Origin of the sequence: Streptomyces sp. NPDC050264, assembly GCF_040655895.1 — a bacterium.
GTDB lineage: Bacteria > Actinomycetota > Actinomycetes > Streptomycetales > Streptomycetaceae > Streptomyces.
The window spans coordinates 313,568-336,310 of sequence record NZ_JBFAKV010000003.1 but is presented as its reverse complement, the minus strand read 5'-3'; the positions used below and the strand labels follow the sequence as shown (position 1 = coordinate 336,310).

Below are 22,743 nucleotides of genomic sequence, written 5' to 3'. Positions count from 1 at the left end.
GATGGCGCAGGTTCTGGAGTTCAAGCTGCCCGACCTCGGCGAGGGGCTCACCGAGGCGGAGATCGTGCGGTGGCTGGTCTCGGTCGGTGACGTGGTCGCCGTCGACCAGCCCGTCGTCGAGGTGGAGACCGCCAAGGCGCTGGTCGAGGTGCCGTGCCCCTACGGCGGTGTCGTCACGGCCCGCTTCGGAGACGAGGGCACCGAACTCCCCGTCGGTTCACCCCTGTTGACCGTGGCCGTCGACGCCACGGAGCCCACGCCGGGCGACACCGGCCCGGAGCGGTCCGAGGGCTCGGGGAACGTGCTGGTGGGGTACGGGACGGCAGCGCCACCGGCCCGCCGCAGGCGCGTCCGCAGCGGGCTCGGCGGGCACGGCGGGGGCGAGCGGGTGGCTACGCGCGGGGCGGGTGTGAGTACGGGTGCGGGTGCGCCCGTGGCGCCCACGAGTCCGGCGCCCACGAGCCCCGCGCGTCCCCAGGCCGCGACACCGCCGGTCGTCGGGCTCGGGCCCGTGCCCGTTGTCTCCCCGCTCGTTCGCAAGCTCGCGCGGGAACACGGGCTCGACTTGCGGGAGTTGACCGGCTCAGGAGCCGACGGGCTCATTCTGCGGGCGGATGTGGAGCGTGCCGTGAAGGCGCGTGCCTTGGAGGCGCGCGCCGAAGCAGCCGTGCCGACGGCCGAGGCCTCCGCCGCCAAGGCCCCCACCGTCGAAACCCCCGCCGTCGAGACCGCCCTGCCGGGCCACCGCACCCCCCTGCGCGGTATCCGCGGCGCCGTCGCCGACAAGCTGTCCCGCAGCCGCCGTGAGATACCCGACGCGACCTGCTGGGTGGACGCCGACGCCACGGAACTCATGCACGCGCGCGTGGCGATGAATTCCGCGACGGGCCCGTCCGCCGGGCCGAAGATCTCCGTCCTCGCGCTGCTCGCCCGCATCTGCACGGCGGCCCTCGCCCGCTACCCGGAACTGAACGCCACGGTCGACATGGAGCGCCGCGAGATCGTGCGGCTCGACGAGGTGCACCTCGGTTTCGCCGCGCAGACCGAGCGCGGGCTCGTCGTGCCGGTCGTCAGGGACGCCCAGGCGCGGGGAGCCGAGTCGCTGAGCGCCGAGTTCGGGCGGCTCACCGAGGCGGCGCGGACGGGGACGCTGACACCCGGGGAACTCACCGGAGGCACCTTCACGTTGAACAACTACGGGGTGTTCGGGGTCGACGGATCCACGCCGATCATCAACCACCCCGAGGCGGCCATGCTCGGCGTCGGCCGCATCACCCCCAAGCCCTGGGTGCACGAGGGGGAGCTGGCGGTCCGCCAGGTCGTCCAGCTCTCGCTCACCTTCGACCACCGGGTGTGCGACGGCGGCACGGCGGGCGGCTTCCTGCGCTATGTCGCGGACTGCGTGGAGCGGCCGGCGGTGCTGTTGCGCACGCTCTGATCACAGGATCCGACACCCCTGGCCCCGCGCCGCGGGGGTGGCAATGATCGACCGTACGCCCATACTCGGGGCATGACCGCAGCCGCCGGGCCCCGCCACGACGCTCCCGCGTACGACGCCGTCGTCCTCGCCGGGGGCGCCGCGCGGCGGCTCGGCGGTGCCGACAAACCCGGCGTGCGGGTCGGCGGCCGCGCGCTGCTCGACCGGGTCCTCGCCGCCTGCGCCGGGGCCCGCGCCACGGTCGTGGTCGCCGAGCCGCGGCCCACCGCGCGTCCTGTCGCCTGGGCACGCGAGGAGCCACCGGGCGGCGGACCGCTCGCCGCGCTGGACGCGGGGATCAGCGCCATCGACCCGCCGGCGGCGAGCGAGGGACCCGCAGAGGCGGAGCGCATAGTCGTGCTCTCCGCCGATCTGCCGTTCCTGGGGGAGCGCACCGTCCGCCTGCTGCTCGACGCGCTCGGCGCACCGGACACCGAGGGCGCGCTGCTCACCGACGGCGACGGACGCGATCAGCCGCTGGTCGCCGTGTACCGGGGGACCGCTCTGCGCCGGGTGCTGACCGCCCTGCGCACCGAGCACGGGGCGCTCACCGGCCTACCGCTGCGGCTGCTCGTCAGGAACCTGGACCTCGTCCGCATCACCGACCCCGTCGCGTCCTTCGACTGCGACACCTGGGACGACATCGCCGTTGCCAGGTCACGGATCAGGGAGCATGGGCACGTGTTGGATGAATGGATCTCCGCAGCCAAGGACGAACTGGGTCTCGACCTGGACGTCGACACCGGTGTACTCCTCGATCTCGCCCGCGACGCCGCGCACGGGGTCGCCCGCCCCGCGGCGCCTCTGACGACGTTCCTCGTCGGATACGCGGCGGCGCAGGCGGGCGGCGGCCCCGAAGCGGTCGCCGCCGCCGCGGCGAAGGCCGCCGCGCTCGCCAACAGGTGGGCGCAGGAGGCCGACGCCGAGCCGAAACCGGGCGGCGCCGAGCCCGGCGACGCCACCCCGGGGGACACAGCGCAGGGCGCCGCCACCCCAGGTGACACCGCACCGCGCGACGCCGCGCCGGACACGGGACGAGACGCGCAATGAGCGGCCCCGACGGGCGGGCGGCGCAGGCCGACCCCCTGGACGGCGACGTCGAGGAGGCGCTCGCCCTGGCCAACGACAACCGGGGCGGCCCCCGGACCGGCAGCGGCGGCGCCCCCGCGCCCGCCCCGCGGCAGACCCCCGCGTCCCGGGCCCCCGCCCCGGACACGGAGCGGCACCGGGCGACGGCCTGGCCCGCGGCCCGTCGCGCCGCCCAGGAGGCGGGCCGCCGTGCCGCGCGGCACCGGGCCCAGACCGCCGATGCCCCCGAGCCCGTCATGGACGCGGAACTCCCCTTCCCCGAAGGCCTGTTGACCGGCGGCCGAGCGGAAACCCACGCGCTCCCCCGGGGCGCCGCCCGGGTCCCCCTCGACCGGGCCCTCGGTCTCGTACTCGCCGCACCGCTGACGGCGCTCACCGATCTGCCGTCCTTCGACACGTCCGCGATGGACGGCTGGGTCGTGGCGGGGCCGGGCCCCTGGGCCGTACGGGACAAGGGGATCCTGGCCGGGCACGCGCTGCCCGCACCGCTGGCCGACGGTGAGGCCGCGACGATCGCGACCGGCGCGCGCATCCCGTCCGACACCACCGCCGTGATCCGCAGCGAGCACGGGCACACCGACGACAAGGGCCAGTTGCATCCGCTGCGCGCGGTCGCGCACGGCCAGGACATCCGGCCGCGTGGCCAGGAGTGCCGCGCGGGCGATCTGCTGCTGCCCGCCGGCGGCCTGATCACCCCGGCGGTGCTCGGTCTCGCGGCCGCGGCCGGCTACGACGAGCTGGTCGCCGTGCCCCGCCCCCGGGCCGAAGTCCTGGTCCTGGGCGATGAGTTGCTGACCTCCGGTCTCCCCCGCGACGGCCTCATCCGTGACGCGCTCGGCCCGATGCTGCCGCACTGGCTGCGCGCGCTGGGCGTCGAGGTGACCGCCGTCCGCAGGATCGGGGACGACGCGAAGGCGCTGCTCAAAGCCGTCCGGGGGTCCAAGGCGGACCTCGTCGTGACCACCGGCGGCACCGCGTCGGGCCCCGTCGACCACGTCCACCCCACGCTGCGCGCCCTCGACGCCGAGCTGCTCGTGGACGGTGTCGCGGTGCGCCCCGGCCATCCGATGCTGCTCGCCCGCATCAAGGACGGGCGCCACCTCGTCGGTCTGCCCGGCAATCCGCTGGCCGCCGTCTCCGGGCTGCTCACGCTCGCCGAGCCGCTGCTGCGGGCGCTGGCGGGCCGGGCCAGGGACGAGGAGCCGTACGGTGCTCCGCTGCACAGCGCCGTGCAGGGCCATCCGTACGACACCCGGCTCGTCCCCGTCGTACTGCGCCAGGACAGCGACAGCGGGCACGACTGGGCGGTGCCGCTGCGCTACAACGGCCCGGCGATGCTGCGTGGCATCGCCGCCGCCGACGGGCTCGCGGTCGTGCCGCCCGGCGGCGCCCAGGAGGGGCAGGAGGTCGAGATCCTCGACCTGCCCTGGTCCTGGGGTCCGGCGACCGGTGGCTCCCTCGGAACACTCAACTCCCCCTTGAAAGCAACGGGAAGCGCACCGCAGAGCCGCCCCGAACAGGCACCCCGGCCGAACGCGGGTCAGGCCCCACAGGACACCATGGGGCAGGCGCCGAGGACCGACATGGGCGCCGACCCCGTGGGGACCGACCCCGTGGGGGTTGACCCCGTGAGGAACGTGCCGGGCAACTCCCCGGGCGACGAAGGGTGTTTCACGTGAAACTGGCCGGCCATGACGCCATGGCGCGCCAAGCGGACGAGAAGACGACGACCTACCGGGTGAAGCTGCCCCGGCGGATCGTCCAGCGTCCGCTGCTCCAGGTCGCCCGCCGGGTCCTGATGGCTCTGGCGGTACTCGTCCTGACCGCGCTCCTCGTCTGGTTCGACCGCACCGGCTACAACGACAACTCCGACGGCAGTGTCGATCTCCTCGATGCCTTCTACTACGCGACCGTCACCCTCTCCACCACGGGCTACGGCGACATCACGCCGGTCAGCGACGGGGCGCGGCTCACCAACATCTTCCTCATCACGCCGCTGCGTGTGTTGTTCCTGATCATCCTGGTCGGCACCACGCTCGAAGTCCTCACCGAACGGACCCGGGAGGAATGGCGCCTGAACCGCTGGAGGTCCAACTTGCGTGACCACACTGTCGTCATCGGCTTCGGCACCAAGGGCCGCAGCGCGGTGGAGACCGTCTGCGCGACCGGCCTGAAGCCCGAGCAGGTCGTCGTGGTCGACCCCAGCAGCAAGGTCATCGAGGCGGCGAACAGCCTCGGTTACGCGGGAGTCATGGGCGACGCGACCCGTAGCGACGTCCTGTGGCGGGCCGAGGTGCAGCGGGCCCGGAAGATCATCATTGCCACCCAGCGCGACGACACGGCGGTCCTGGTGACGCTCACCGCGCGGCAGCTGAACCGCAGCGCGAAGATCGTCGCCGCCGTGCGCGAGGAGGAGAACGCGCAGCTGCTGCGCCAGTCCGGCGCCGACGCCGTGATCACCAGCGCCAGCGCGGCGGGCCGGCTGCTCGGGCTCTCGGTCCTCAGCCCGCACGCGGGCATGGTCCTGGAGGACCTCATCCAGAAGGGCAGCGGCCTCGATCTGGTGGAGCGCCCGGTGATAAAGGCCGAGGTCGGCCTCAAGCCGAAGGAGACGGAGGACCTGGTCGTCAGTGTCGTACGCGGACATCGCGTGCTCGGCTACGACGACAAGGCCATCGGGGGCCTCCAGCTGACCGACCGGCTCATCACGATCGTGCGGGTCACGCCGACGACGCACGTCGCCCCGGACTCGAAACCGCTGCCGCAGGACTGAGCCGGGTTCCGCGGGCGTACGGGAGTAGCCTCGCGGCCATGTATGCGATCACGATCCCGGAACCCGGTGGACCCGAGGCGCTCGTCTGGACGGAGGTCCCCGACCCCGTGCTCAGCGAGGGCGAGGTCCTGGTCGAGGTGGTCTCCAGCGCCGTCAACCGTGCCGATCTGCTGCAGCGCCAGGGTTTCTACACCCCGCCGCCCGGCAGCTCTCCCTACCCCGGTCTGGAGTGCGCGGGCCGGATCGCCGAGGTCGGCCCCGGTGTGGCGGGCTGGTCCGTCGGTGACGAGGTGTGCGCGCTCCTGGTGGGCGGCGGGTACGCCGAGAAGGTCGCCGTCCCGGCCGGGCAGCTGATGCCGGTGCCGAAGGGCGTCGATCTGGCGAAGGCCTCCGCGCTGCCCGAGGTGACCTGCACCGTCTGGTCCAACGTCTTCATGATCGCCCATCTGCGTCCGGGCGAGACGTTCCTCGTGCACGGCGGCTCCAGTGGCATCGGCACCATGGCGATCCAGCTCGCGAAGTCCGTCGGCGCCAAGGTCGCCGTCACCGCGGGCACCAAGGAGAAGCTCGACTTCTGTGCCGAGCTGGGCGCGGACATCCTGATCAACTACCGCGAGCAGGACTTCGTGGAGGGGATCAAGGCGGCCACGGACGGGGCCGGCGCGGACGTCATCCTCGACAACATGGGCGCCAAATACCTGAACCGCAACGTCGACGCCCTCGCCGTCAACGGCCGCCTCGCCATCATCGGCATGCAGGGCGGCGTCAAGGGCGAGCTGAACATCGGTACGTTGCTCGGCAAGCGCGGCGCCATCACCGCCACCACGCTGCGGGCCCGCCCGCTCGCGGAGAAGGCGGCGGTCGTCGCGGCGGTGCGGGAGCACGTGTGGCCGCTGATCGAGGGCGGGCACGTGCGGCCGATCGTGGACCAGGAACTGCCGATGAGCGACGCGGCGCAGGGCCACCGGGTCCTGGAGGAGAGCGGCCACATCGGCAAGGTCCTGCTCACCCGGTAGTCGAGTCCGGCAGCGGCGCAGCCCGCCGGTAGGGCTCGGCAGCAGGGCCCTACCGGCGCAGCCGTAGCGCCAGGAAGCCGATCCCGAGGCCGGTCAGCAGCAGTCCCGCCCCCAGCGGCACCACGTTCACCAGGGTCCCCGTTCCGCGCGCGGCCTCGGTCCGGCGCGCGGTGGCGGGCCGCTCGGGGCGGGGGGACGACGGGACCGGCGTCGCGGAGACGGGCGGCTCGGGGCGCGCGGGCGGCGGTGGCAGCACGGCCTCCTCGAAGGTGGGGGCGGGCAGCGGCCGCCCCGGCGGTGTCCGGCCCACGCCCGCCCGGCTGCCGGCGAGCGAACCGTGCGGCGAGGGTTCGGCGGCGTAGGCCACCGGCGGGATCAGGAAGAGCGCGAGTGCGCTCACCACCAGCCCGGCCGCCCACCGAAGCCGCTGCATTGCCCGTCCCCCCTCGCTTCCATCCGCTTCCGCCAGATGCCTGCGATAAGCGTCACATAGGACAATAAAACGGGCACGTCGGATTTCGACCCGCCCCCAGCACGGTGGATCAACCCGCAACGGGGGCACCACCGAGGTGTGACAGGTCCGTACGAGAGAATGGCGGCATGGAGATGCCGAGGAACGAACGGTCGCCGGAGAACCCCCAGATCCTGGTCGTGGGCCAGGACGGAATGGCTCTGGGCGGCGGCGGAGACGACGAATCCCGCGAGGTCCCGGTGACGGAGATGGTGGAACAGCCCGCCAAGGTGATGCGCATCGGCAGCATGATCAAGCAGCTGCTCGAAGAAGTGCGCGCGGCTCCCCTGGACGAGGCGAGCCGGCAGCGGCTCAAGGAGATCCACGCCAGCTCGGTCAAGGAACTCGAGGACGGTCTCGCGCCCGAGCTCGTCGAGGAGCTGGAGCGGATCTCCCTGCCCTTCACCGAGGACACCATCCCGAGCGACGCCGAACTGCGTATCGCGCAGGCCCAGTTGGTGGGCTGGCTGGAAGGCCTCTTCCACGGGATCCAGACGACGCTGTTCGCCCAGCAGATGGCGGCCCGCGCCCAGCTGGAGCAGATGCGCCGCGCGCTGCCGCCGGGTGTCGGCGGCGACGACGAGGACGAGGACCCGAGGACCGTGGGCCGCTCGGGCGGCCCGTACCTGTAGACGGCCCGTACCTGTGGGCGGCCCGTGCCTGTGGACGGACTTGTCGACGTGACTTTCAGCTGAGCACCGGAAAGAAGGGCCCGGCCCGCGCGGAAAGCGCGGGCCGGGCCCTTCTGTGCGGTGCGGCGGCGCGGGGCCGGTCAGCCGGATTACGGGTTGCCGGTCGAGACCTGCAGCTGGATGTTCACGTTGTCCGGGTCGATCTCGGTGCCCGCGGCGGGGCTCTGGTTCATGACCGAGCCCTCGCCGTACGTGTTCTCGTCGATGGGGTTCTGCGTGGCGATCCAGCCCGCGGCCCGGAAACAGGCCTTCACGGAATCGATGTTCTTGAGATAGAAGTCCGGGACCTTGATCTTTTCCTCGTCGTCGTTGCCGATCTCCGGCTCGACGCACTCGTCGGTCTCGACGGTCTTCGTCAGGTCGGGCCCCTTGTGCCCGGCGACCGCGGAGGCGGACGGCTTGTCGGAGCCGCCCTTCTCGTCGCCATTGCTGTTCAGCGTCAGGGCCGTGATCAGGCCGCCGACGGCGACGAGCGCGACGACGATCGAGCCGATGATCACCGCCTTGTTGCGGCCACCGCCGCCCGGGCCCTGCGTGGTCGTCGCCGGCTGGTGCGAGAGGTGGTACGGCGACGGCGTCTGCTGGCCCTGCGTCGCGTACGGGGAGACGGGCGGCGGCGTCTGGTAACCGCTCTGCATGTTCTGCTGCGGGTAGCCGTATCCGGGCTGCGGCGTCGGCGGCCCGTAGGGGCTCGGCTGCGGCGTCGGCTGGTACGGCGTCTGGACCGGGCCCGGCGTCGGCATCCCGTTCTGGTCGACCGGCGGGAAGACGGCGGAGCCGACGCCCGCGCCGCTCGACGTCTGGGCGCCCGGCACGATGCTGGGCGCCACCGACGGGCCGGCGGCGAGCGACTGGGCCACGCGCAGGCACTCGTCGCGCATCGCCTCCGCGCTCGGGAAACGCTCGTTCGGGTTCTTCTTCAGCGCGCGGGCGACGAGGGCGTCGATGGCGGGCGGCAGCGCGCGGTTGATCGAGGACGGAGCCACCGGCTCCTCCTGGACGTGCGCGTACGCGATGGCCAGCGGCGAGTCCGCCTCGAACGGCAGCCGCCCGGTGACCAGTTGGAAGAGCATGATGCCGACCGAGTACAGGTCCGAGCGGGCGTCCACGCCGCGGCCGAGGGCCTGTTCGGGCGACAGGTACTGCGGGGTGCCGACGACCATGCCGGTCTGCGTCATCGACGTGACGCCGGACTGCATGGCGCGGGCGATGCCGAAGTCCATGACCTTGACGACGTTGCGCTTCGTCATCATCACGTTGCCCGGCTTGATGTCGCGGTGCACCAGGCCCATCTCGTGGCTGATCTCCAGCGCCGCGAGCACATCGGCGGTGATCTTCAGGGCCTTGTCGGCGGGCATGGCGCCGTACTGACGCATGTCCTGGTCGAGGACGGAGCCGAGCGGGAGCCCCTCGACGTACTCCATGACGATGTACGGAGTGATGATGCCGTCGAGGTCGTCCTCGCCGGAGTCGAAGACCGAGACGATGTTCGTGTGCGTGAGCTTGGCCACGGACATGGCCTCGCGCTGGAAGCGCTGGCGGAACGCGTCCTCCCGCCCGAGTTCCGTGTGCAAAGTCTTGATGGCGACGGCGCGGTCGAGCCGGGTGTCGTGCGCGAGGTGCACGGAGGCCATGCCGCCCTGGCCGAGCAGGTCACGCAGTTGGTACCGCCCGCCGGCCACGGACCGACCCGCGTACCGGCCTCCGGCGCCGCCGTCTTCGCTCATCTTCCACGTCCCCCATAGCGCCCCGCGTCGGCGCGGCCGGTGATCGACTCCAGCTATTCCCGGCCAAGTCTGCCCGAGGGCGCGGGCACGTCAAGCTCGATGCCCGTTCCGTGACCGTACGGGCAAGAAGCGTCGCGCAAGCGTTACCGGAAATGGTCATGGACCGGGTACGGAAATTGCGCGCACGATTTGCAAGGTCCGCACGGCAACGGGTTTGATGTCCGGTCCATCTCGGAACTGGGCCGCGGTCGAAGCCTGTAGCGTGGCCCGACGGAGACCGTACTTTCACAACCGCGCGTACTCCGACGCAGCGATCCGACAGCGGCGCGGCGATCCGACAGCACGGACAGAAACGACGGCGAGGACTGATGGCACAGCAGCAGCGCGCTCAGGGCCCGTCCGACCCCGAGGCGACTGGCGGCGGTATGTCAGATGCGCCGGAGTTGTGGGGCAACGGCGGGCTCGTCGGGGACGGCCGGTACCGGCTGACGCACAGACTCGGCCGGGGTGGCATGGCCGAGGTGTTCGCGGCCGAGGACGTCCGCCTCGGGCGCACCGTCGCCGTCAAGCTGCTCCGCTCCGACCTCGCCGAGGACCCGGTCTCCAAGGCCCGCTTCACGCGCGAGGCACAGTCCGTCGCCGGCCTGAACCACCACGCCGTCGTCGCGGTCTACGACTCGGGCGAGGACTACGTGAACGGCAGCACCGTTCCGTACATCGTCATGGAGCTCGTCGAGGGCCGCACCATCCGCGACCTCCTGCTGAACGCCGAGGCGCCGGGCCCCGAGCAGGCCCTGATCATCGTCTCCGGTGTGCTGGAGGCGCTCGCCTACTCGCATCAGCACGGCATCGTGCACCGTGACATCAAGCCCGCGAACGTGATCATCACCCACGCCGGTGCGGTGAAGGTGATGGACTTCGGCATCGCGCGCGCCCTGCACGGCGCGCAGTCCACGATGACGCAGACCGGCATGGTCATGGGTACGCCCCAGTACCTGTCGCCGGAGCAGGCGCTCGGCAAGGCCGTCGACCACCGCTCCGACCTGTACGCGACCGGCTGTCTGCTGTACGAACTCCTCGCGCTGCGGCCCCCGTTCACCGGTGAGACGCCGCTGTCCGTCGTCTACCAGCACGTCCAGGACACCCCGGTGCCGCCCTCCGAGGTCTCGGACGCGACGCCGCCGGAGCTGGACGGCCTCGTCATGCGCTCGCTGGCCAAGGACCCGGACGACCGGTTCCAGACGGCCGAGGAGATGCGCGGGCTCGTCCAGTACGGCCTGACGATGCTGTACGAGCAGGGCGGCCACACCGGCACCTGGAACACCGGACCGGTCACCGCCGCCATGCACGCGGGCGGCAGCACCCCGGCGATGGGGCTGGCCGGGACCACAGCGCTTCCGCACCCCGGGGACCACGGCACGGCCGCGCAGCCGCTGCTGCGTCCGCCGGGCGACGACGGCGGCTTCGACGGCCAGGGGAACGGCGGCGGTCGCGGCCGCGGCAAGCTGTGGATCTTCGCGGTGCTCGCGGTGATCGCGATCGCGGCGGGCGTCGCCCTGGCGCTCAACGCGAGCAACGGCGGCGGGGGCGGGGGCGGCACCAAGCAGTCCCCGACCGCCACCCAGTCCGAGACGAAGGACAAGCCGAGCAAGTCGTCCGAGGAGAGCGCGTCCGAGGACGAGACGCAGCAGCCGGGCGACAGCACGGGCGGTCAGGGCGACTACACGCCGTCGTACACGGAGACGCGGGGCAACCAGACGCCGACGCAGTCGGCGACGGACCAGCCGACCGACGAGCCGACGGACGAGCCGACCGGCGAGGACACCCCCACGGCGTCCGACCCGGTGACCACGCCTGCCTCGCCCTCGCCGCCGGACGGCGGCGGTGACAACGGCGGTGGCGACACCGAGGGCACCGGGGTCGTGGCCGGCGCCGGCGGGGGAAACTGACCGGCGACAGGCCCTGGGGTCTGTCTTCGAACTCCCCTCTGCCCGCCCTCCGGGCGACGAGGGGAGTGTGAGGACAGGCCCTAGCGGCGCCGCACGCGCGCGCGGGGCGCGCGCTGTGCCGAGCCGCCCCGCAGTTCGTGCACCGTCACGAACTGCGGGTCCACGCGCAGATACACCGGATCGAAGAGTTCGTCGTCCGCGAAGTGCGGGGCGGGCCCGAAGAGTTCGAGTTCGGCGGTGGTCGGTTCGACCTGCTCGCAGGTGCCGACGCACTGCACCGACCACTGGGTGTCGTCCCCGGGGGCCCCGGGGCCGGGGTCGCCCAGGTTGTCCGCCCCGTACGCGACCACACTGCCGACGCAGGCCAAGTGGTAGCCGTAGCCGCCGTGCAGCCGCAGCAGGAGCCGTTCGTTGACCACGATGTGGCGGGCGGAGGCGAGGAAGGGCAGGGCGCGCATGCTGGTCGCCACCCGGCCGTGGTTCACACGGGCGAGCAGCTCGAAGCCGCGCTCGGGATCCTGCGACTGCTGCGTCTCGGAAGCCATGTCACCACTGTGCGATGCCGACAGGGCGCCGGGAAAGGGGACCCCGCCCCCAGGGAAGGGGACGTAAGTCCCTTGTCAGCGGGCACCCGGGTGAACGCTCGGGGCCGAGGTCAGTGCTGCTTCTGTTTCTCGGCCTGCATCCGCGCCACGTAGGCCGCGGCCTGCGAGCGGCGCTCCATGCCGAGCTTGGACAGCAGGCTGGAGACATAGTTCTTGATCGTCTTCTCGGCCAGGTGGAGGCGCTCGCCGATCACGCGGTTGGTCAGGCCCTCGCCGATCAGGTCGAGGATCTTGCGCTCCTGGTCGGTGAGGCCCGCGAGCCGGTCGTCGTCCTTGCTGCGGCCGCCGTCGCGCAGCCGCTCCAGGACCCGGGCGGTGGCCACCGGGTCGAGCAGCGAGCGGCCCGCCGCCACGTCCCGTACGGCCGTGAGCAGCTCGTTGCCCCGGATCGCCTTCAGCACGTAGCCGGAGGCGCCGGCCATGATCGCGTCGAAGAGGGCCTCGTCGTCCGCGAACGAGGTCAGCATCAGGCACTGGATGGAATCGTCCTGGGAGCGGATCTCACGGCACACCTCGACGCCGCTGCCGTCCGGCAGGCGCACGTCGAGCACGGCGACGTCGGGCCTGGTCGCGGGGATGCGCACCAGGGCGTCGGCGGCCGTCCCGGCCTCGCCGACCACCTCGATGTCGTCCTCCATCGAAAGCAGCTCGTGGACTCCGCGGCGCACTACTTCGTGGTCGTCGAGGAGAAATACCGTAATTTTTCCGTCTTCGCGCACGGATTCAGTCTCACACATCAACTCTTCCCGTGCCCTGGGTGACCGGGATAACGTGCCGGTGTTCCGGCCCCCTGCCAGGCTGTGACCAGGGATCAGCCACACAGCTGTGACCTGCGGCGCTTCATCGTTCTTGCGTGTACTAGGAAATCCAATGAACGAGTTAGTTGGAAATCCAAGCAAAATCGCAGGTCAGATGGGGTTTCGCAGATGTGTGACCCACTGGGTAACGTGCTGGGTGAAGGGTGCTTGCCGGAGCACAGGTTGTTTTCGTTCTTTCTAGTCACGCCTGACCCGGCTCCACCGCACCCACCCCGTGCGTGGACGGATCAGGCGAGCCGAGCCGACTGGTCATCCGGCAATCCCGGGGGCCGGACCGACGGAGGAGCACACGTGACCGTAGACAGTGCTGACAGCACTGCCGCAGCGCAGAAGGCACAGCCGCCGCGCAAGCGGACCGCTGCGAAGAAGTCTGCGAAGAAGTCCCCCGGCAGGGCGGCCGCGCCGGCGCAGCCGGAGCTGGTCCAGCTGCTGAGCCCCGAGGGCAAGCGCGTCAAGACCCCGGAAAACGCTGTATACGACTCCTACGTCGACGGCATCACCGACGACGAGCTGCGCGCCCTGTACCGCGACATGGTTCTCACCCGCCGCTTCGACGCCGAGGCCACCGCTCTGCAGCGCCAGGGCGAGCTGGGCCTGTGGGCGTCGCTGCTCGGCCAGGAGGCCGCCCAGATCGGCTCGGGCCGGGCCACCCGTGAGGACGACTACGTCTTCCCGACCTACCGCGAGCACGGCGTCGCCTGGTGCCGCGGGGTCGACCCGACGAACCTGCTCGGCATGTTCCGCGGCGTGAACCACGGCGGCTGGGACCCGAACAGCAACAACTTCCACCTGTACACGATCGTCATCGGCTCGCAGACGCTGCACGCGACGGGCTACGCGATGGGGATCGCGAAGGACGGCGCCGACTCGGCGGTCATCGCGTACTTCGGCGACGGCGCCTCCAGCCAGGGCGACGTCCTGGAGTCCTTCAACTTCGGCGCCGTGTACAACGCGCCGGTGGTGTTCTTCTGCCAGAACAACCAGTGGGCGATCTCCGAGCCGACCGAGCGCCAGATGCGCGTGCCGCTGTACCAGCGCGCGCAGGGCTTCGGTTTCCCCGGCGTCCGCGTGGACGGCAACGACGTGCTGGCCTGTCTCGCCGTGACCCGGTGGGCCCTGGAGCGGGCGCGCAACGGCGAGGGCCCGACCCTGGTCGAGGCGTTCACGTACCGGATGGGCGCGCACACCACCTCCGACGACCCGTCGAAGTACCGGGCCGACGAGGAGCGCGTCGCGTGGGAGGCGAAGGACCCGATCCTTCGCCTGCGCACCTACCTGGAGTCCCAAACCGACACGGATGAGGGATTTTTCGCGGAACTCGACGCCGAGAGCGAGGCGTTGGGCAAACGAGTGCGCGAAGTCGTACGGGCCATGCCGAACCCGGGCCATTTGGCGATCTTCGAGAACGTGTATGCGGACGGGCACGCACTCGTCGACGAGGAGCGCGCGCAGTTCGTCGCCTACCAGGCGTCGTTCGCGGACGAAGCGGCTGGGGAGGCCTGAGTCATGGCGGTACAGAAACTTCCGATCGCCAAGGCGATCAACGAGTCGCTGCGCACGGCGTTGGAGAACGACCCGAAGGTCCTCGTCATGGGCGAGGACGTCGGCGTGCTCGGCGGTGTCTTCCGGGTGACCGACGGTCTGCAGAAGGACTTCGGCGAGGAGCGGGTCATCGACACCCCGCTCGCCGAGTCCGGCATCGTCGGCACCGCGATCGGCCTGGCGCTGCGCGGCTACCGGCCGGTCGTGGAGATCCAGTTCGACGGCTTCGTCTTCCCCGCGTACGACCAGATTGTCACGCAGCTCGCGAAGATGCACGCCCGCGCGCTCGGCAAGATCAAGACGCCGGTCGTCATCCGCATCCCGTACGGCGGCGGCATCGGCGCGGTCGAGCACCACAGCGAGTCGCCCGAGGCGCTGTTCGCGCACGTGCCGGGGCTGAAGGTGGTCTCTCCTTCGAACTCCTCGGACGCCTACTGGATGCTGCAGCAGGCCATCCAGAGCGACGACCCGGTGATCTTCTTCGAGCCGAAGCGACGCTACTGGGACAAGGGCGAAGTGGACACGGACGCCGTCCCCGGCGACCTGCACAAGGCCGTCGTGGCGCGGGAGGGCACGGATCTGACGCTCGTCGCGTACGGGCCGATGGTGAAGGTCTGCCTGGAGGCCGCGGCCGCCGCCGCGGAGGAGGGCAAGTCCCTGGAGGTCCTCGACCTGCGCTCGATCTCGCCGATGGACTTCGACGCCGTGCAGAAGTCGGTGGAGAAGACGCGGCATCTGGTCGTCGCGCACGAGGCGTCCGTCTTCCTCGGGTCCGGCGCCGAGATCGCCGCGCGGATCACCGAGCGGTGCTTCTACCACCTGGAGGCGCCCGTGCTGCGGGTCGGCGGGTACCACGCGCCGTATCCGCCGGCGCGGCTGGAGGACGAGTACCTGCCGGGTCTGGACCGGGTGCTCGACGCCGTCGACCGTTCGCTGGCGTACTGAGGAGGCTGAGAGTCATGGCGCGCGAATTCAAGATGCCCGACGTGGGCGAGGGCCTGACCGAGGCCGAGATCCTCAAGTGGTACGTGCAGCCCGGCGACACCGTCGAGGACGGCCAGGTCGTGTGCGAGGTGGAGACGGCGAAGGCGGCCGTCGAGCTGCCGATCCCGTTCGACGGTGTGGTCAAGGAGCTGCGGTTCCCCGAGGGCACGACCGTCGATGTCGGCCAGGTGATCATTTCGGTGACCGTGGCCTCCGGCGAGCCGGACGCGCCCGCGTCCGAGCCCGTGGTCGGGACGGCGCCCGAGGCCGAGACCGAGGCCGGGCCTGCCGAGCCGCAGGCGCGTCAGCCCGTGCTCGTCGGGTACGGCGTCGCCGAGACGTCGACGAAGCGGCGGGCCCGCAAGGGCGCCGAGGCCCCGGCGGCCAACGGGACGGCGGCCCCGGCCGTCCGGCAGCGGCCGCTGGCCAAGCCGCCCGTGCGCAAGCTCGCCCGGGACCTCGGCGTCGACCTCGCCACGGTGATTCCGTCGCACCCCGACGGGATCATCTCGCGGGAGGACGTGCACGCGGCGGTGGCGCCCGCGCCCGAGGTGCCGGCGCAGGCCCCCGCCCCCGTGCCGGCTCCCGTGCCGGTGGCGCCCGCGGCGTCGTACGACGGTGTCCGCGAGACCCGGATCCCGGTGAAGGGCGTCCGCAAGGCGACGGCCCAGGCGATGATCGGCTCCGCGTTCACGGCGCCGCACGTCACGGAGTTCGTGACGGTCGACGTGACGCGCACGATGAAGCTCGTCGAGGAGCTGAAGGCCGACAAGGACATGCAGGGGCTGCGGGTCAATCCGCTGCTGCTCATCTCCAAGGCGCTGCTCGTCGCGATCAAGCGCAACCCCGAGGTCAACGCGGCCTGGGACGAGGCCAATCAGGAGATCGTCCAGAAGCACTACGTGAATCTGGGCATCGCGGCGGCGACCCCGCGCGGCCTGATCGTGCCGAACATCAAGGACGCCCACGCCAAGACGCTGCCCGAACTGGCGACGTCACTGGGCGAGCTGGTGTCCACCGCGCGGGAGGGCCGGACGTCTCCCGGCGCGATGCAGGGCGGCACGGTCACCATCACGAACGTCGGCGTCTTCGGCATCGACACCGGTACGCCGATCCTGAACCCGGGTGAGTCGGCGATCCTCGCCGTCGGGGCCATCAAGCTGCAGCCCTGGGTCCACAAGGGCAAGGTGAAGCCGCGGCAGGTGACGACCCTGGCACTCTCCTTCGACCACCGCCTTGTGGACGGGGAACTCGGGTCCAAGGTGCTGGCGGATGTGGCGGCCGTGCTGGAGCGGCCCAAGCGCCTGATCACCTGGAGCTGAGCCGCTCCTTTCTTCCTGTTTCTTCCTGTTTCTCCCCGGAGACCGTCAACAGGACCCCGTGGTCGAGGGCCGCCGCACACGAAAGTGCGGCGGCCCTTTCACATGTGCTCCATTGCATGCGCAACTGCCGGTCGCATGTGTGCGACAGGATAGGTGCAGCATGAAATCAGTGGGTCTTGAGCGGCGTTTGCGCCGATGGGGGTCGGAGCGGTGGGGTACACGATCCCGGGGTGGCTGGACGAGCTCCTCGAAGTCGTAGGCATCAGCTTCCCGAATGTGGACGAGGACGACTACCGCGAAATGGCCACGGCCATGCGGGAGTTCGCGGAGCAGTTCGAGAGCCACGGCGGTGACGCGCACAAGGCGGTCACCCGGATCCTGTCCTCCTCCGACGGCTGGGCCGTCGACGCGTTCGAGAAACACTGGGACCAGGTGCGGACCGGTCACCTGGAGAAGCTCCCCGAGCTCGCCCGGCTGTTGGCGGACGCCTGCGACGTGCTCGCCGACATCATCTTCGGGATGAAGACCAAGGCCGAGATCGAACTCGGTGTCCTGGCCGCGACGATCGCCGCCGCGGTCGCGACCGCCGTGCTCACGGCCGGTCTGTCCATGCTCGCCGTCGCGGGCGAGATGACCGCGGTGCGGGTCATCATCAAGCGGCTGGTCGACGAGGCCGTGGACCGGATCGTCGACGAGGTCCTCGCGCAGATCACCCAGCCGATCAACGCCAAGCTGGAGGCGATGGTCGAGGACATGGTCCTGGACCTGGCCGACGGCGCGTTCTCCATGCCGTCCGGCGACGGCAGCGGCGGTGGATCCGGCGGGCACGGCGGGATGCAGCTGGCCTCGTCCGGCGGCTCGGGCGGCTCCGGAGGCGGCGGCCCGCAGAAGCAGACCAGGATCGACCACATCGAGTTCGAGGACGGCGCGGGCAAGGTCTCGCGGCACGGCCGCGATCTGCACACGGCCGCGTCCGGCTCACTGGGCCGGGCCCGGGGCGCTTTCGGCAGGAGCAAGGGCCGCGACCCGTTCACGGAGACCTTCGACAGCGTGCTGGACGGCGCGCTCAAGGGCTCGGAGAAGGCGCTCGGCAAGGTCGCCAAGCACGTCACGGAGACCGTGCCGGAGCGGGCGAAGGCCACCTCGCGGCTGCACAAGGGCAAGGACCACGACGTCCGCGACAAGGTCCGCGCCATCAGCACGGACAAGAACGGGGACGGTGGCGGCCGGGGCAACGGGAACGGGAACGGCCGGGGCAACGGAGACGGCAAGGGCAAGGGCAGGGCCGACGGGAACGGCGACGGCAAGGGCGGCCGGGACCCCAGGAAGCCGGAGAACGACGGCCTCAAGCTGAACGACGCCGACCTCGCCAAGCAGTCGCACGGCCTCGACAAGCGGGAGACCCGCGGCGACCCGATCGACATGGCCAGCGGCCAGATGCTCCTCGCGCAGACCGACGTGGACCTGCCCGGCGTCCTGCCGCTGACCCTGCGCCGCACCCACCTCAGCGGCTACACGGCAGGGCGTTTCTTCGGCCCGTCCTGGGCCTCGACCCTGGACGAACACCTGGCGGAGAGCGAGGAGTTCGGCGGCCTGTGGTGGTACCGCGAGGACGGCTCGGTCCTCGTATACGCCCGCCGCCCGGATCTGCCCGGCGACCGTGTCCAGCCCGCCGCGGGCACTCCGCTGCCCCTGACCTACGTCAGCCGCGGCGCCTCCTACGTCCTGACGATCCAGGACCCGCACACCGGCCTGACCAGGTACTTCGAGCCGTCATCAGTCGAGGGCGAGAGCCGGGGGACCTGGTGGCTGGCGGCCGTCGAGGACCGCAACGGCAACAGCATCGGCATCGACCGCGGCGAGGACGACGTCCCGGTCGGCGTGAGCCACTCCGGCGGGCAGCGCCTGCACATCGAGTCGGACGCCGAAAGGGGCCGGATCACCGGCCTGTTCGCCCTCCTCGACGACGGCCCCGCCCGGCTGCGCGCCTTCGGGCACGACGAAGCGGGCGATCTGACAGAGGTGCGCAACGCGGCCGACGCCGCGACCCGCTTCACCTACGACGACGCGCACCGCGTCACCGGCTGGCAGGACGCCAACGACACGTCCTTCGCCTACGAGTACGACGCGCTGGGCCGCGTCACGGGCACCCGCGGCACCGACGGCATCCTCGACTCCCGTATCGCGTACGGCGAACCGGAGGAATCCGGCGAGACCACCGCCACGTACACGGACTCCCTCGGCCGGCGAACCGTCTACCGCGCCAACCGGTACGGGCAGATCATCGCCGTCACCGATCCGCTCGGCGCGACGACCGTGCAGCGGTGGGACCGGCGCGATCACCTGCTGTCCCGCACCGACCCGCTGGGACACACCCATCGCTGGGAGTGGGACGACGCCGGCGACCTCGTGCGGGCCGTCACCCCCGACGGCGCGGAGATGCGCGTCGCCTACAACGAGCTCCACCAGCCCGTCGAGGTGACGGACCCGCTGGGGGCCGTCCAGCGGCAGACCTTCGACGAGCGCGGCAACCGCACCTCGCACACGGCCGCGGACGGCGCCGTCCACCGCTTCACCCACCACGCCACCGGCGCGGTCGCCACCGTCGTCAACGCGCTCGGGGACACCCTGCGCGTCGACGCCGACGCGGCCGGACTGCCCCTGGCCCTGGAGGACACCCACGGCACCCGCACCACGTACCGGCGCGACGCGTTCGGCCGCACGGCCGGGATCACCGATCCGCTCGGCGCGACGACCGCCCTGGAGTGGGACGCCGAGGGGCGCCTGCTGCGGCGCACCGCGGCCGACGGCACCGCCGAGTCCTGGACGTACGACGGCGAGGGCAATCTCACCGGGTACACCGACGCCCTCGGCGGCCGCACCCGGCTGCGGCACGGCCCGTTCGACCTGGTGGCCGGGCGCGTCGCCCCGGACGGCGCCGAGCACCGCTACCGGTACGACACCGAGCAGCGCCTCGTCGAGGTCGCCGACTCCACCGGCCTGACGTGGGGTTACACGTATGACGAGGTCGGTCGGACGCTCGCCGAGACCGACTTCGACGGTCGCACGACCCGTTACTCCTACGACGCGGCGGGCCGGCCCGTCTCGCGGACGAACGCCGCGGGCGAGACGATCAGGTACGCCTTCGACGCGGCAGGGCGTCTCGCCGTCAAGGACGTGGGCGGGGAGCGCACCGAGTACAGCTATGACGCGGTGGGCCGGCTGACCGGGGCCGTCTCGCCCGGCTCACGGCTGAGCCGCGCCTACGACAGCGTCGGCCGGCTGACCGCCGAGACGGTCGACGGCCGCACCTCGGCCTACCGCTACGACGCCCTCGGCCGGCGTATCGGGCGCACCACCCCGACCGGCGCCGACACCGAGACCCGCTGGGACGAGCTCGGGAATGTGGCGGGCCTGCACGTGGACGGCGCGCACAGCCTGGCCTTCGGCCACGATCCGCTGGGCCGGGAGATCCGCCGTACCCTCGGCGACCTCGTCACGCTCGACTTCGCGTGGGACGAGGTGGGCAGGCTGACCGGCCAGGCGCTGACCACTCCCCAAGGGGCGCCGCGGCAGCGGGAGTTCGGCTACCGGGCCGACGGGTTCCCCTCGTCGGTCGCCGACCGGGCCACGGGCCGCACCACCGACTACGAACTGGACCCCGTCGGCCGTCCGCTGACCGTCACCGGCCACGGGTTCAGCTCCGTCCGGCGGGAAACGTACGCGTACGACGTCGCCGGGAACCAGACGCGCGCGGAGTGGACCGGCACCCCCGTCGATCCCGACGCGGCGGGGACGCGCACCTTCGACGGGACCCGGGTCCTCAGCGCGGGACGCGTCTCGTACCGCTACGACGCGGCGGGCCGGCTGGTCGAGCGCCGCAAGAAGCGCCTGTCCCGGGCCGCGGACGTCTGGCGCTACCGCTGGGACGCCGAGGACCGCCTCACCTCCTGCACCACCCCCGCCGGTGTCACCTGGCACTACGCCTACGACGCCATCGGGCGCCGCACCGCCAAGTACCGCCTCGCCGACGACGGGGTCACCCGGGTCGAGGAGACCCGCTTCAGCTGGGACGGCTCCCGCCTCGCCGAGGAGCAGCAGCCGGCCGGCGGCGCGATCCTCACCTGGGAGTACGACGGTCACCGGCCGCTCGCGCAGTACGAACGCAGGGCCGGGACGCGGGACGCGGACCCGGGCGGGGACCAGGACGAGGTCGACGCCCGCTTCTTCGCCATCGTCACCGACCTCATCGGCGCCCCGACCGAACTCGTCGACGCGCAGGGCGACCTCGCCTGGCACACCCGCGGCACGATCTGGGGCGCCACCGCCTACAACTCCGACGCCACCGCCTACACGCCCCTGCGCCATCCCGGCCAGTACGCCGACGCCGAGACGGGCCTGCACTACAACTGCTTCCGTCACTACGACCCCGAGACCGCCCGCTACATCAGCCCCGACCCGCTCGGTCTCGACCCCGCCCCGAACCCGCTCGCCTACGTCCCCAACCCGCAGGCCATGGCCGACCCGCTGGGCCTGGCACCCTGTGTGGACCTGTACCACGCCACGAACAAGGCCGGTGAGCAGGCGATCAGGACCCACGGCGTCGACCCGTCCTTCAAGCCGCGTCCCATGGACTTCGGCAACGGTTTCTACACGACGCGCAGCCGGCAGCAGGCCGAGGACTGGGCGAACAAGCGGTTCCCCAACGACGGGGCGGTGCTGCACTTCCAGGTCCCCGAGGACGAGTTCAACGCGCTGAACCGCAGGTCGTTCACGGAGTCGGATCCCGAGCTGAGCGAATTCGTGCGCAAGTACCGCTCCGGCAGCGGCACGGAAGCGCCTGCGTACGATGTCGTGGAGGGGCCGATGCTCAGGAACCCGCCGGCCTTCAAGCGGGGCAGGGCGCCCGTCTGGTCCGGTGACCAGACCGTCTTCTTCGGTAATACGGGGCCGTTGCTCGACGCGTCATTGCTGTGAGAGCCGGAGCGAGAGAGTCGATCATGAGTACGTACACCATGCCCACCTGCGCCGAGACGGATGAGCTCCTGGAGTTCGTCGTCGAGTACATGGTCGAGGAGCTGGGGATCTCGCGGGCGGAGGCCGTCGCGCGGATCAACCGGCAGTGGCACGGCCAGGACCTGTCCGACGAGGACGACATCATCCTCCACGAGGACGAGCGGTTCTGGGCGCTCACGATCTACTACGAGGACGTCCCGGACTGGAGCACGGAAGCGGACCGCGCCTCGTGGATTCCCAAGGCGCCGCCCGCTCCCGACTCCGTGTACTGGACCGTGGCTACTTCTTGAAGCCGTAGTCCATGACCTTCTTCGCGTCGGACGTGCGGGCGTTGACCGACGTCGACTTCAGGACCGTGCCGATGACCGTCTTGCCGCTCCTCGTCGCCGCGAAGACCAGGCAGTAGCCGGCCTCCGGGCCCGAGCCGGTCTTCACACCGATGGCGCCCGAGTACGAACCGAGCAGCGTGTTGGTGTTGGACCACGACATGTAGCGGTAACCGCCGGTCTTCGTCGTGACCTTCTGCTTGGTCGACTTCGTCTTGACGACCGTGCGGAACGTGGAGTTCTTCATCGCCGACGACGCGATCTTGGTGAGGTCACGCGGCGTCGAGTAGTTCTTGCCGTTGCCGATGCCGTCGAACGAGTCGAAGTGGGTGTTCTTCAGACCCAGGTCGGTGGCGGCCTTGTTCATCTTGCCGAGGAAGGACTTCACGCGGGCGGCCCGCGTCGAGCCCGAGCCGAACTTGTCCGCGAGTGCGTACGCCGCGTCGCAGCCCGACGGCAGCATCAGCCCGTAGAGGAGCTGACGCACGGTGACCTTGTCGCCGACGATGAGCCGGGCCGACGAGGCGTTGTTCTTCACGATGTAGTCGCTGTAGGCCTTCTGAACCGTGACCTTGGAATTCAGGTTCAAATTCGCCGTGGCCAGCACCACCTTGGCCGTCATGATCTTGGTGGTGGAGCCCGTGGACCGGCGGGTGTCCGCGGCCTTGGTGAACAGGGACTTGCCCGTCCCGTTGTTCATCACGAACCCACCGGCCGCGGCGATCTTGGGTACGGCGGGCGCCGTGGCGGCCTGGGCGGAGGTGGTCAGCGCTCCGCTGGTGAGCACGGTTCCCGCGACGAGAACAGCGATGCCCGTTATGCGATTCTTCAAGTTGAACGCTCCAAGTGCCCCTAATGCGCCGCCCCTTGGGCGGGACGCGCACACTGATGAGACA

The 22,743-nt window shown here is 71.3% G+C and carries 17 protein-coding genes; 12 read left to right on the top strand and 5 right to left on the bottom strand.

Features of this window, described 5'->3' with window-relative positions; all coding sequences use genetic code 11:
* The first annotated feature begins 1 nt into the window (after position 1).
* The 5 genes from AB0J02_RS06660 (at position 2) to AB0J02_RS06640 (ending at position 6,355) form a co-directional block, all read left to right on the top strand.
* Positions 2 to 1,438: a dihydrolipoamide acetyltransferase family protein gene (locus tag AB0J02_RS06660; protein WP_363192472.1), complete on the top strand. Its 1,437-nt coding sequence runs from the start codon at positions 2 to 4 to the stop codon at positions 1,436 to 1,438.
* A gap of 72 nt (positions 1,439 to 1,510) precedes the next feature.
* Complete coding sequence (locus AB0J02_RS06655; RefSeq protein ID WP_363192471.1) at positions 1,511 to 2,527, top strand: DUF6457 domain-containing protein; 1,017 nt, start codon at positions 1,511 to 1,513, stop codon at positions 2,525 to 2,527.
* Positions 2,524 to 4,245: a molybdopterin molybdotransferase MoeA gene (locus AB0J02_RS06650; RefSeq protein WP_363192470.1), complete on the top strand. Its 1,722-nt coding sequence runs from the start codon at positions 2,524 to 2,526 to the stop codon at positions 4,243 to 4,245. Before AB0J02_RS06655 ends, AB0J02_RS06650 begins: the two co-directional genes overlap by 4 nt.
* The gene (locus AB0J02_RS06645; RefSeq protein WP_363192469.1) at positions 4,242 to 5,339 is read left to right on the top strand and encodes a potassium channel family protein; all 1,098 of its coding nucleotides are present in this window, start codon (positions 4,242 to 4,244) and stop codon (positions 5,337 to 5,339) included. The genes AB0J02_RS06650 and AB0J02_RS06645 overlap by 4 nt, the downstream gene beginning before the upstream one ends.
* 38 nt (positions 5,340 to 5,377) lie before the next feature.
* Positions 5,378 to 6,355, top strand: coding sequence for an NAD(P)H-quinone oxidoreductase (locus AB0J02_RS06640; protein WP_363192468.1), 978 nt, complete (start codon positions 5,378 to 5,380; stop codon positions 6,353 to 6,355).
* A 49-nt stretch (positions 6,356 to 6,404) separates the two neighbouring features.
* Here the strand turns inward: AB0J02_RS06640 and AB0J02_RS06635 are convergent, their stop codons facing one another.
* Positions 6,405 to 6,788, bottom strand: coding sequence for a hypothetical protein (locus tag AB0J02_RS06635; RefSeq protein WP_363192467.1), 384 nt, complete (start codon positions 6,786 to 6,788; stop codon positions 6,405 to 6,407).
* A gap of 167 nt (positions 6,789 to 6,955) precedes the next feature.
* On the opposite strand from AB0J02_RS06635, the gene AB0J02_RS06630 reads away from it, so the two are divergent.
* Positions 6,956 to 7,498 (top strand): bacterial proteasome activator family protein, encoded by a 543-nt coding sequence (locus AB0J02_RS06630; protein WP_363192466.1) that lies wholly within the window; start codon positions 6,956 to 6,958, stop codon positions 7,496 to 7,498.
* 149 nt (positions 7,499 to 7,647) lie between these two features.
* Here the strand turns inward: AB0J02_RS06630 and AB0J02_RS06625 are convergent, their stop codons facing one another.
* Complete coding sequence (locus tag AB0J02_RS06625; protein WP_363192465.1) at positions 7,648 to 9,285, bottom strand: protein kinase; 1,638 nt, start codon at positions 9,283 to 9,285, stop codon at positions 7,648 to 7,650.
* Between the two features lie 368 nt (positions 9,286 to 9,653).
* Between AB0J02_RS06625 and AB0J02_RS06620 the strand changes: the two genes are divergently transcribed.
* Positions 9,654 to 11,234, top strand: a complete 1,581-nt coding sequence (locus tag AB0J02_RS06620) for a protein kinase (protein ID WP_363192464.1) — start codon at positions 9,654 to 9,656, stop codon at positions 11,232 to 11,234.
* Between the two features lie 80 nt (positions 11,235 to 11,314).
* Here the strand turns inward: AB0J02_RS06620 and AB0J02_RS06615 are convergent, their stop codons facing one another.
* Entirely contained in the window at positions 11,315 to 11,779 is a 465-nt protein-coding gene (locus AB0J02_RS06615) for a pyridoxamine 5'-phosphate oxidase family protein (RefSeq protein WP_363192463.1), read from the bottom strand.
* Between the two features lie 110 nt (positions 11,780 to 11,889).
* A complete protein-coding gene (locus AB0J02_RS06610) occupies positions 11,890 to 12,558 on the bottom strand; it encodes a response regulator transcription factor (protein WP_363192462.1) in 669 nt (222 codons plus the stop codon).
* A gap of 390 nt (positions 12,559 to 12,948) precedes the next feature.
* Here AB0J02_RS06610 and pdhA point away from each other — a divergent pair, with 390 nt between their 5' ends.
* The 5 genes from pdhA to AB0J02_RS06585 all read left to right on the top strand — a co-directional run bounded on the left by pdhA (position 12,949) and on the right by AB0J02_RS06585 (position 21,811).
* On the top strand, positions 12,949 to 14,160 hold the full coding sequence (gene pdhA / locus AB0J02_RS06605) for a pyruvate dehydrogenase (acetyl-transferring) E1 component subunit alpha (RefSeq protein WP_363192461.1): 1,212 nt from the start codon (positions 12,949 to 12,951) through the stop codon (positions 14,158 to 14,160).
* A 3-nt stretch (positions 14,161 to 14,163) separates the two neighbouring features.
* The gene (locus AB0J02_RS06600; RefSeq protein WP_363192460.1) at positions 14,164 to 15,144 is read left to right on the top strand and encodes an alpha-ketoacid dehydrogenase subunit beta; all 981 of its coding nucleotides are present in this window, start codon (positions 14,164 to 14,166) and stop codon (positions 15,142 to 15,144) included.
* A gap of 14 nt (positions 15,145 to 15,158) precedes the next feature.
* Entirely contained in the window at positions 15,159 to 16,505 is a 1,347-nt protein-coding gene (locus AB0J02_RS06595) for a dihydrolipoamide acetyltransferase family protein (RefSeq protein ID WP_363192459.1), read from the top strand.
* Positions 16,506 to 16,715: 210 nt separating this feature from the next.
* A complete protein-coding gene (locus AB0J02_RS06590) occupies positions 16,716 to 21,482 on the top strand; it encodes a DUF6531 domain-containing protein (protein ID WP_363192458.1) in 4,767 nt (1,588 codons plus the stop codon).
* A 23-nt stretch (positions 21,483 to 21,505) separates the two neighbouring features.
* Positions 21,506 to 21,811: a hypothetical protein gene (locus AB0J02_RS06585; protein ID WP_363192457.1), complete on the top strand. Its 306-nt coding sequence runs from the start codon at positions 21,506 to 21,508 to the stop codon at positions 21,809 to 21,811.
* Here the strand turns inward: AB0J02_RS06585 and AB0J02_RS06580 are convergent.
* Positions 21,801 to 22,658, bottom strand: a complete 858-nt coding sequence (locus AB0J02_RS06580) for a D-alanyl-D-alanine carboxypeptidase (RefSeq protein WP_363192622.1) — start codon at positions 22,656 to 22,658, stop codon at positions 21,801 to 21,803. The genes AB0J02_RS06585 and AB0J02_RS06580 overlap by 11 nt on opposite strands.
* Between the last annotated feature and the right edge of the window lie 85 nt (positions 22,659 to 22,743).

Excerpts from the sequence above, each read along its gene's own strand:
- AB0J02_RS06655 (WP_363192471.1), top strand. The coding sequence starts at position 1,511 with ATGACCGCAGCCGCCGGGCCCCGCCACGACGCTCCCGCGTACGACGCC.
- AB0J02_RS06620 (WP_363192464.1), top strand. The coding sequence starts at position 9,654 with ATGGCACAGCAGCAGCGCGCTCAGGGCCCGTCCGACCCCGAGGCGACT.
- AB0J02_RS06595 (WP_363192459.1), top strand. The coding sequence starts at position 15,159 with ATGGCGCGCGAATTCAAGATGCCCGACGTGGGCGAGGGCCTGACCGAG.
- AB0J02_RS06600 (WP_363192460.1), top strand. The coding sequence starts at position 14,164 with ATGGCGGTACAGAAACTTCCGATCGCCAAGGCGATCAACGAGTCGCTG.
- AB0J02_RS06625 (WP_363192465.1), bottom strand. The coding sequence starts at position 9,285 with ATGAGCGAAGACGGCGGCGCCGGAGGCCGGTACGCGGGTCGGTCCGTG.
- AB0J02_RS06635 (WP_363192467.1), bottom strand. The coding sequence starts at position 6,788 with ATGCAGCGGCTTCGGTGGGCGGCCGGGCTGGTGGTGAGCGCACTCGCG.
- AB0J02_RS06585 (WP_363192457.1), top strand. The coding sequence starts at position 21,506 with ATGAGTACGTACACCATGCCCACCTGCGCCGAGACGGATGAGCTCCTG.
- AB0J02_RS06650 (WP_363192470.1), top strand. The coding sequence starts at position 2,524 with ATGAGCGGCCCCGACGGGCGGGCGGCGCAGGCCGACCCCCTGGACGGC.
- AB0J02_RS06640 (WP_363192468.1), top strand. The coding sequence starts at position 5,378 with ATGTATGCGATCACGATCCCGGAACCCGGTGGACCCGAGGCGCTCGTC.
- AB0J02_RS06630 (WP_363192466.1), top strand. The coding sequence starts at position 6,956 with ATGGAGATGCCGAGGAACGAACGGTCGCCGGAGAACCCCCAGATCCTG.
- AB0J02_RS06660 (WP_363192472.1), top strand. The coding sequence starts at position 2 with ATGGCGCAGGTTCTGGAGTTCAAGCTGCCCGACCTCGGCGAGGGGCTC.
- AB0J02_RS06615 (WP_363192463.1), bottom strand. The coding sequence starts at position 11,779 with ATGGCTTCCGAGACGCAGCAGTCGCAGGATCCCGAGCGCGGCTTCGAG.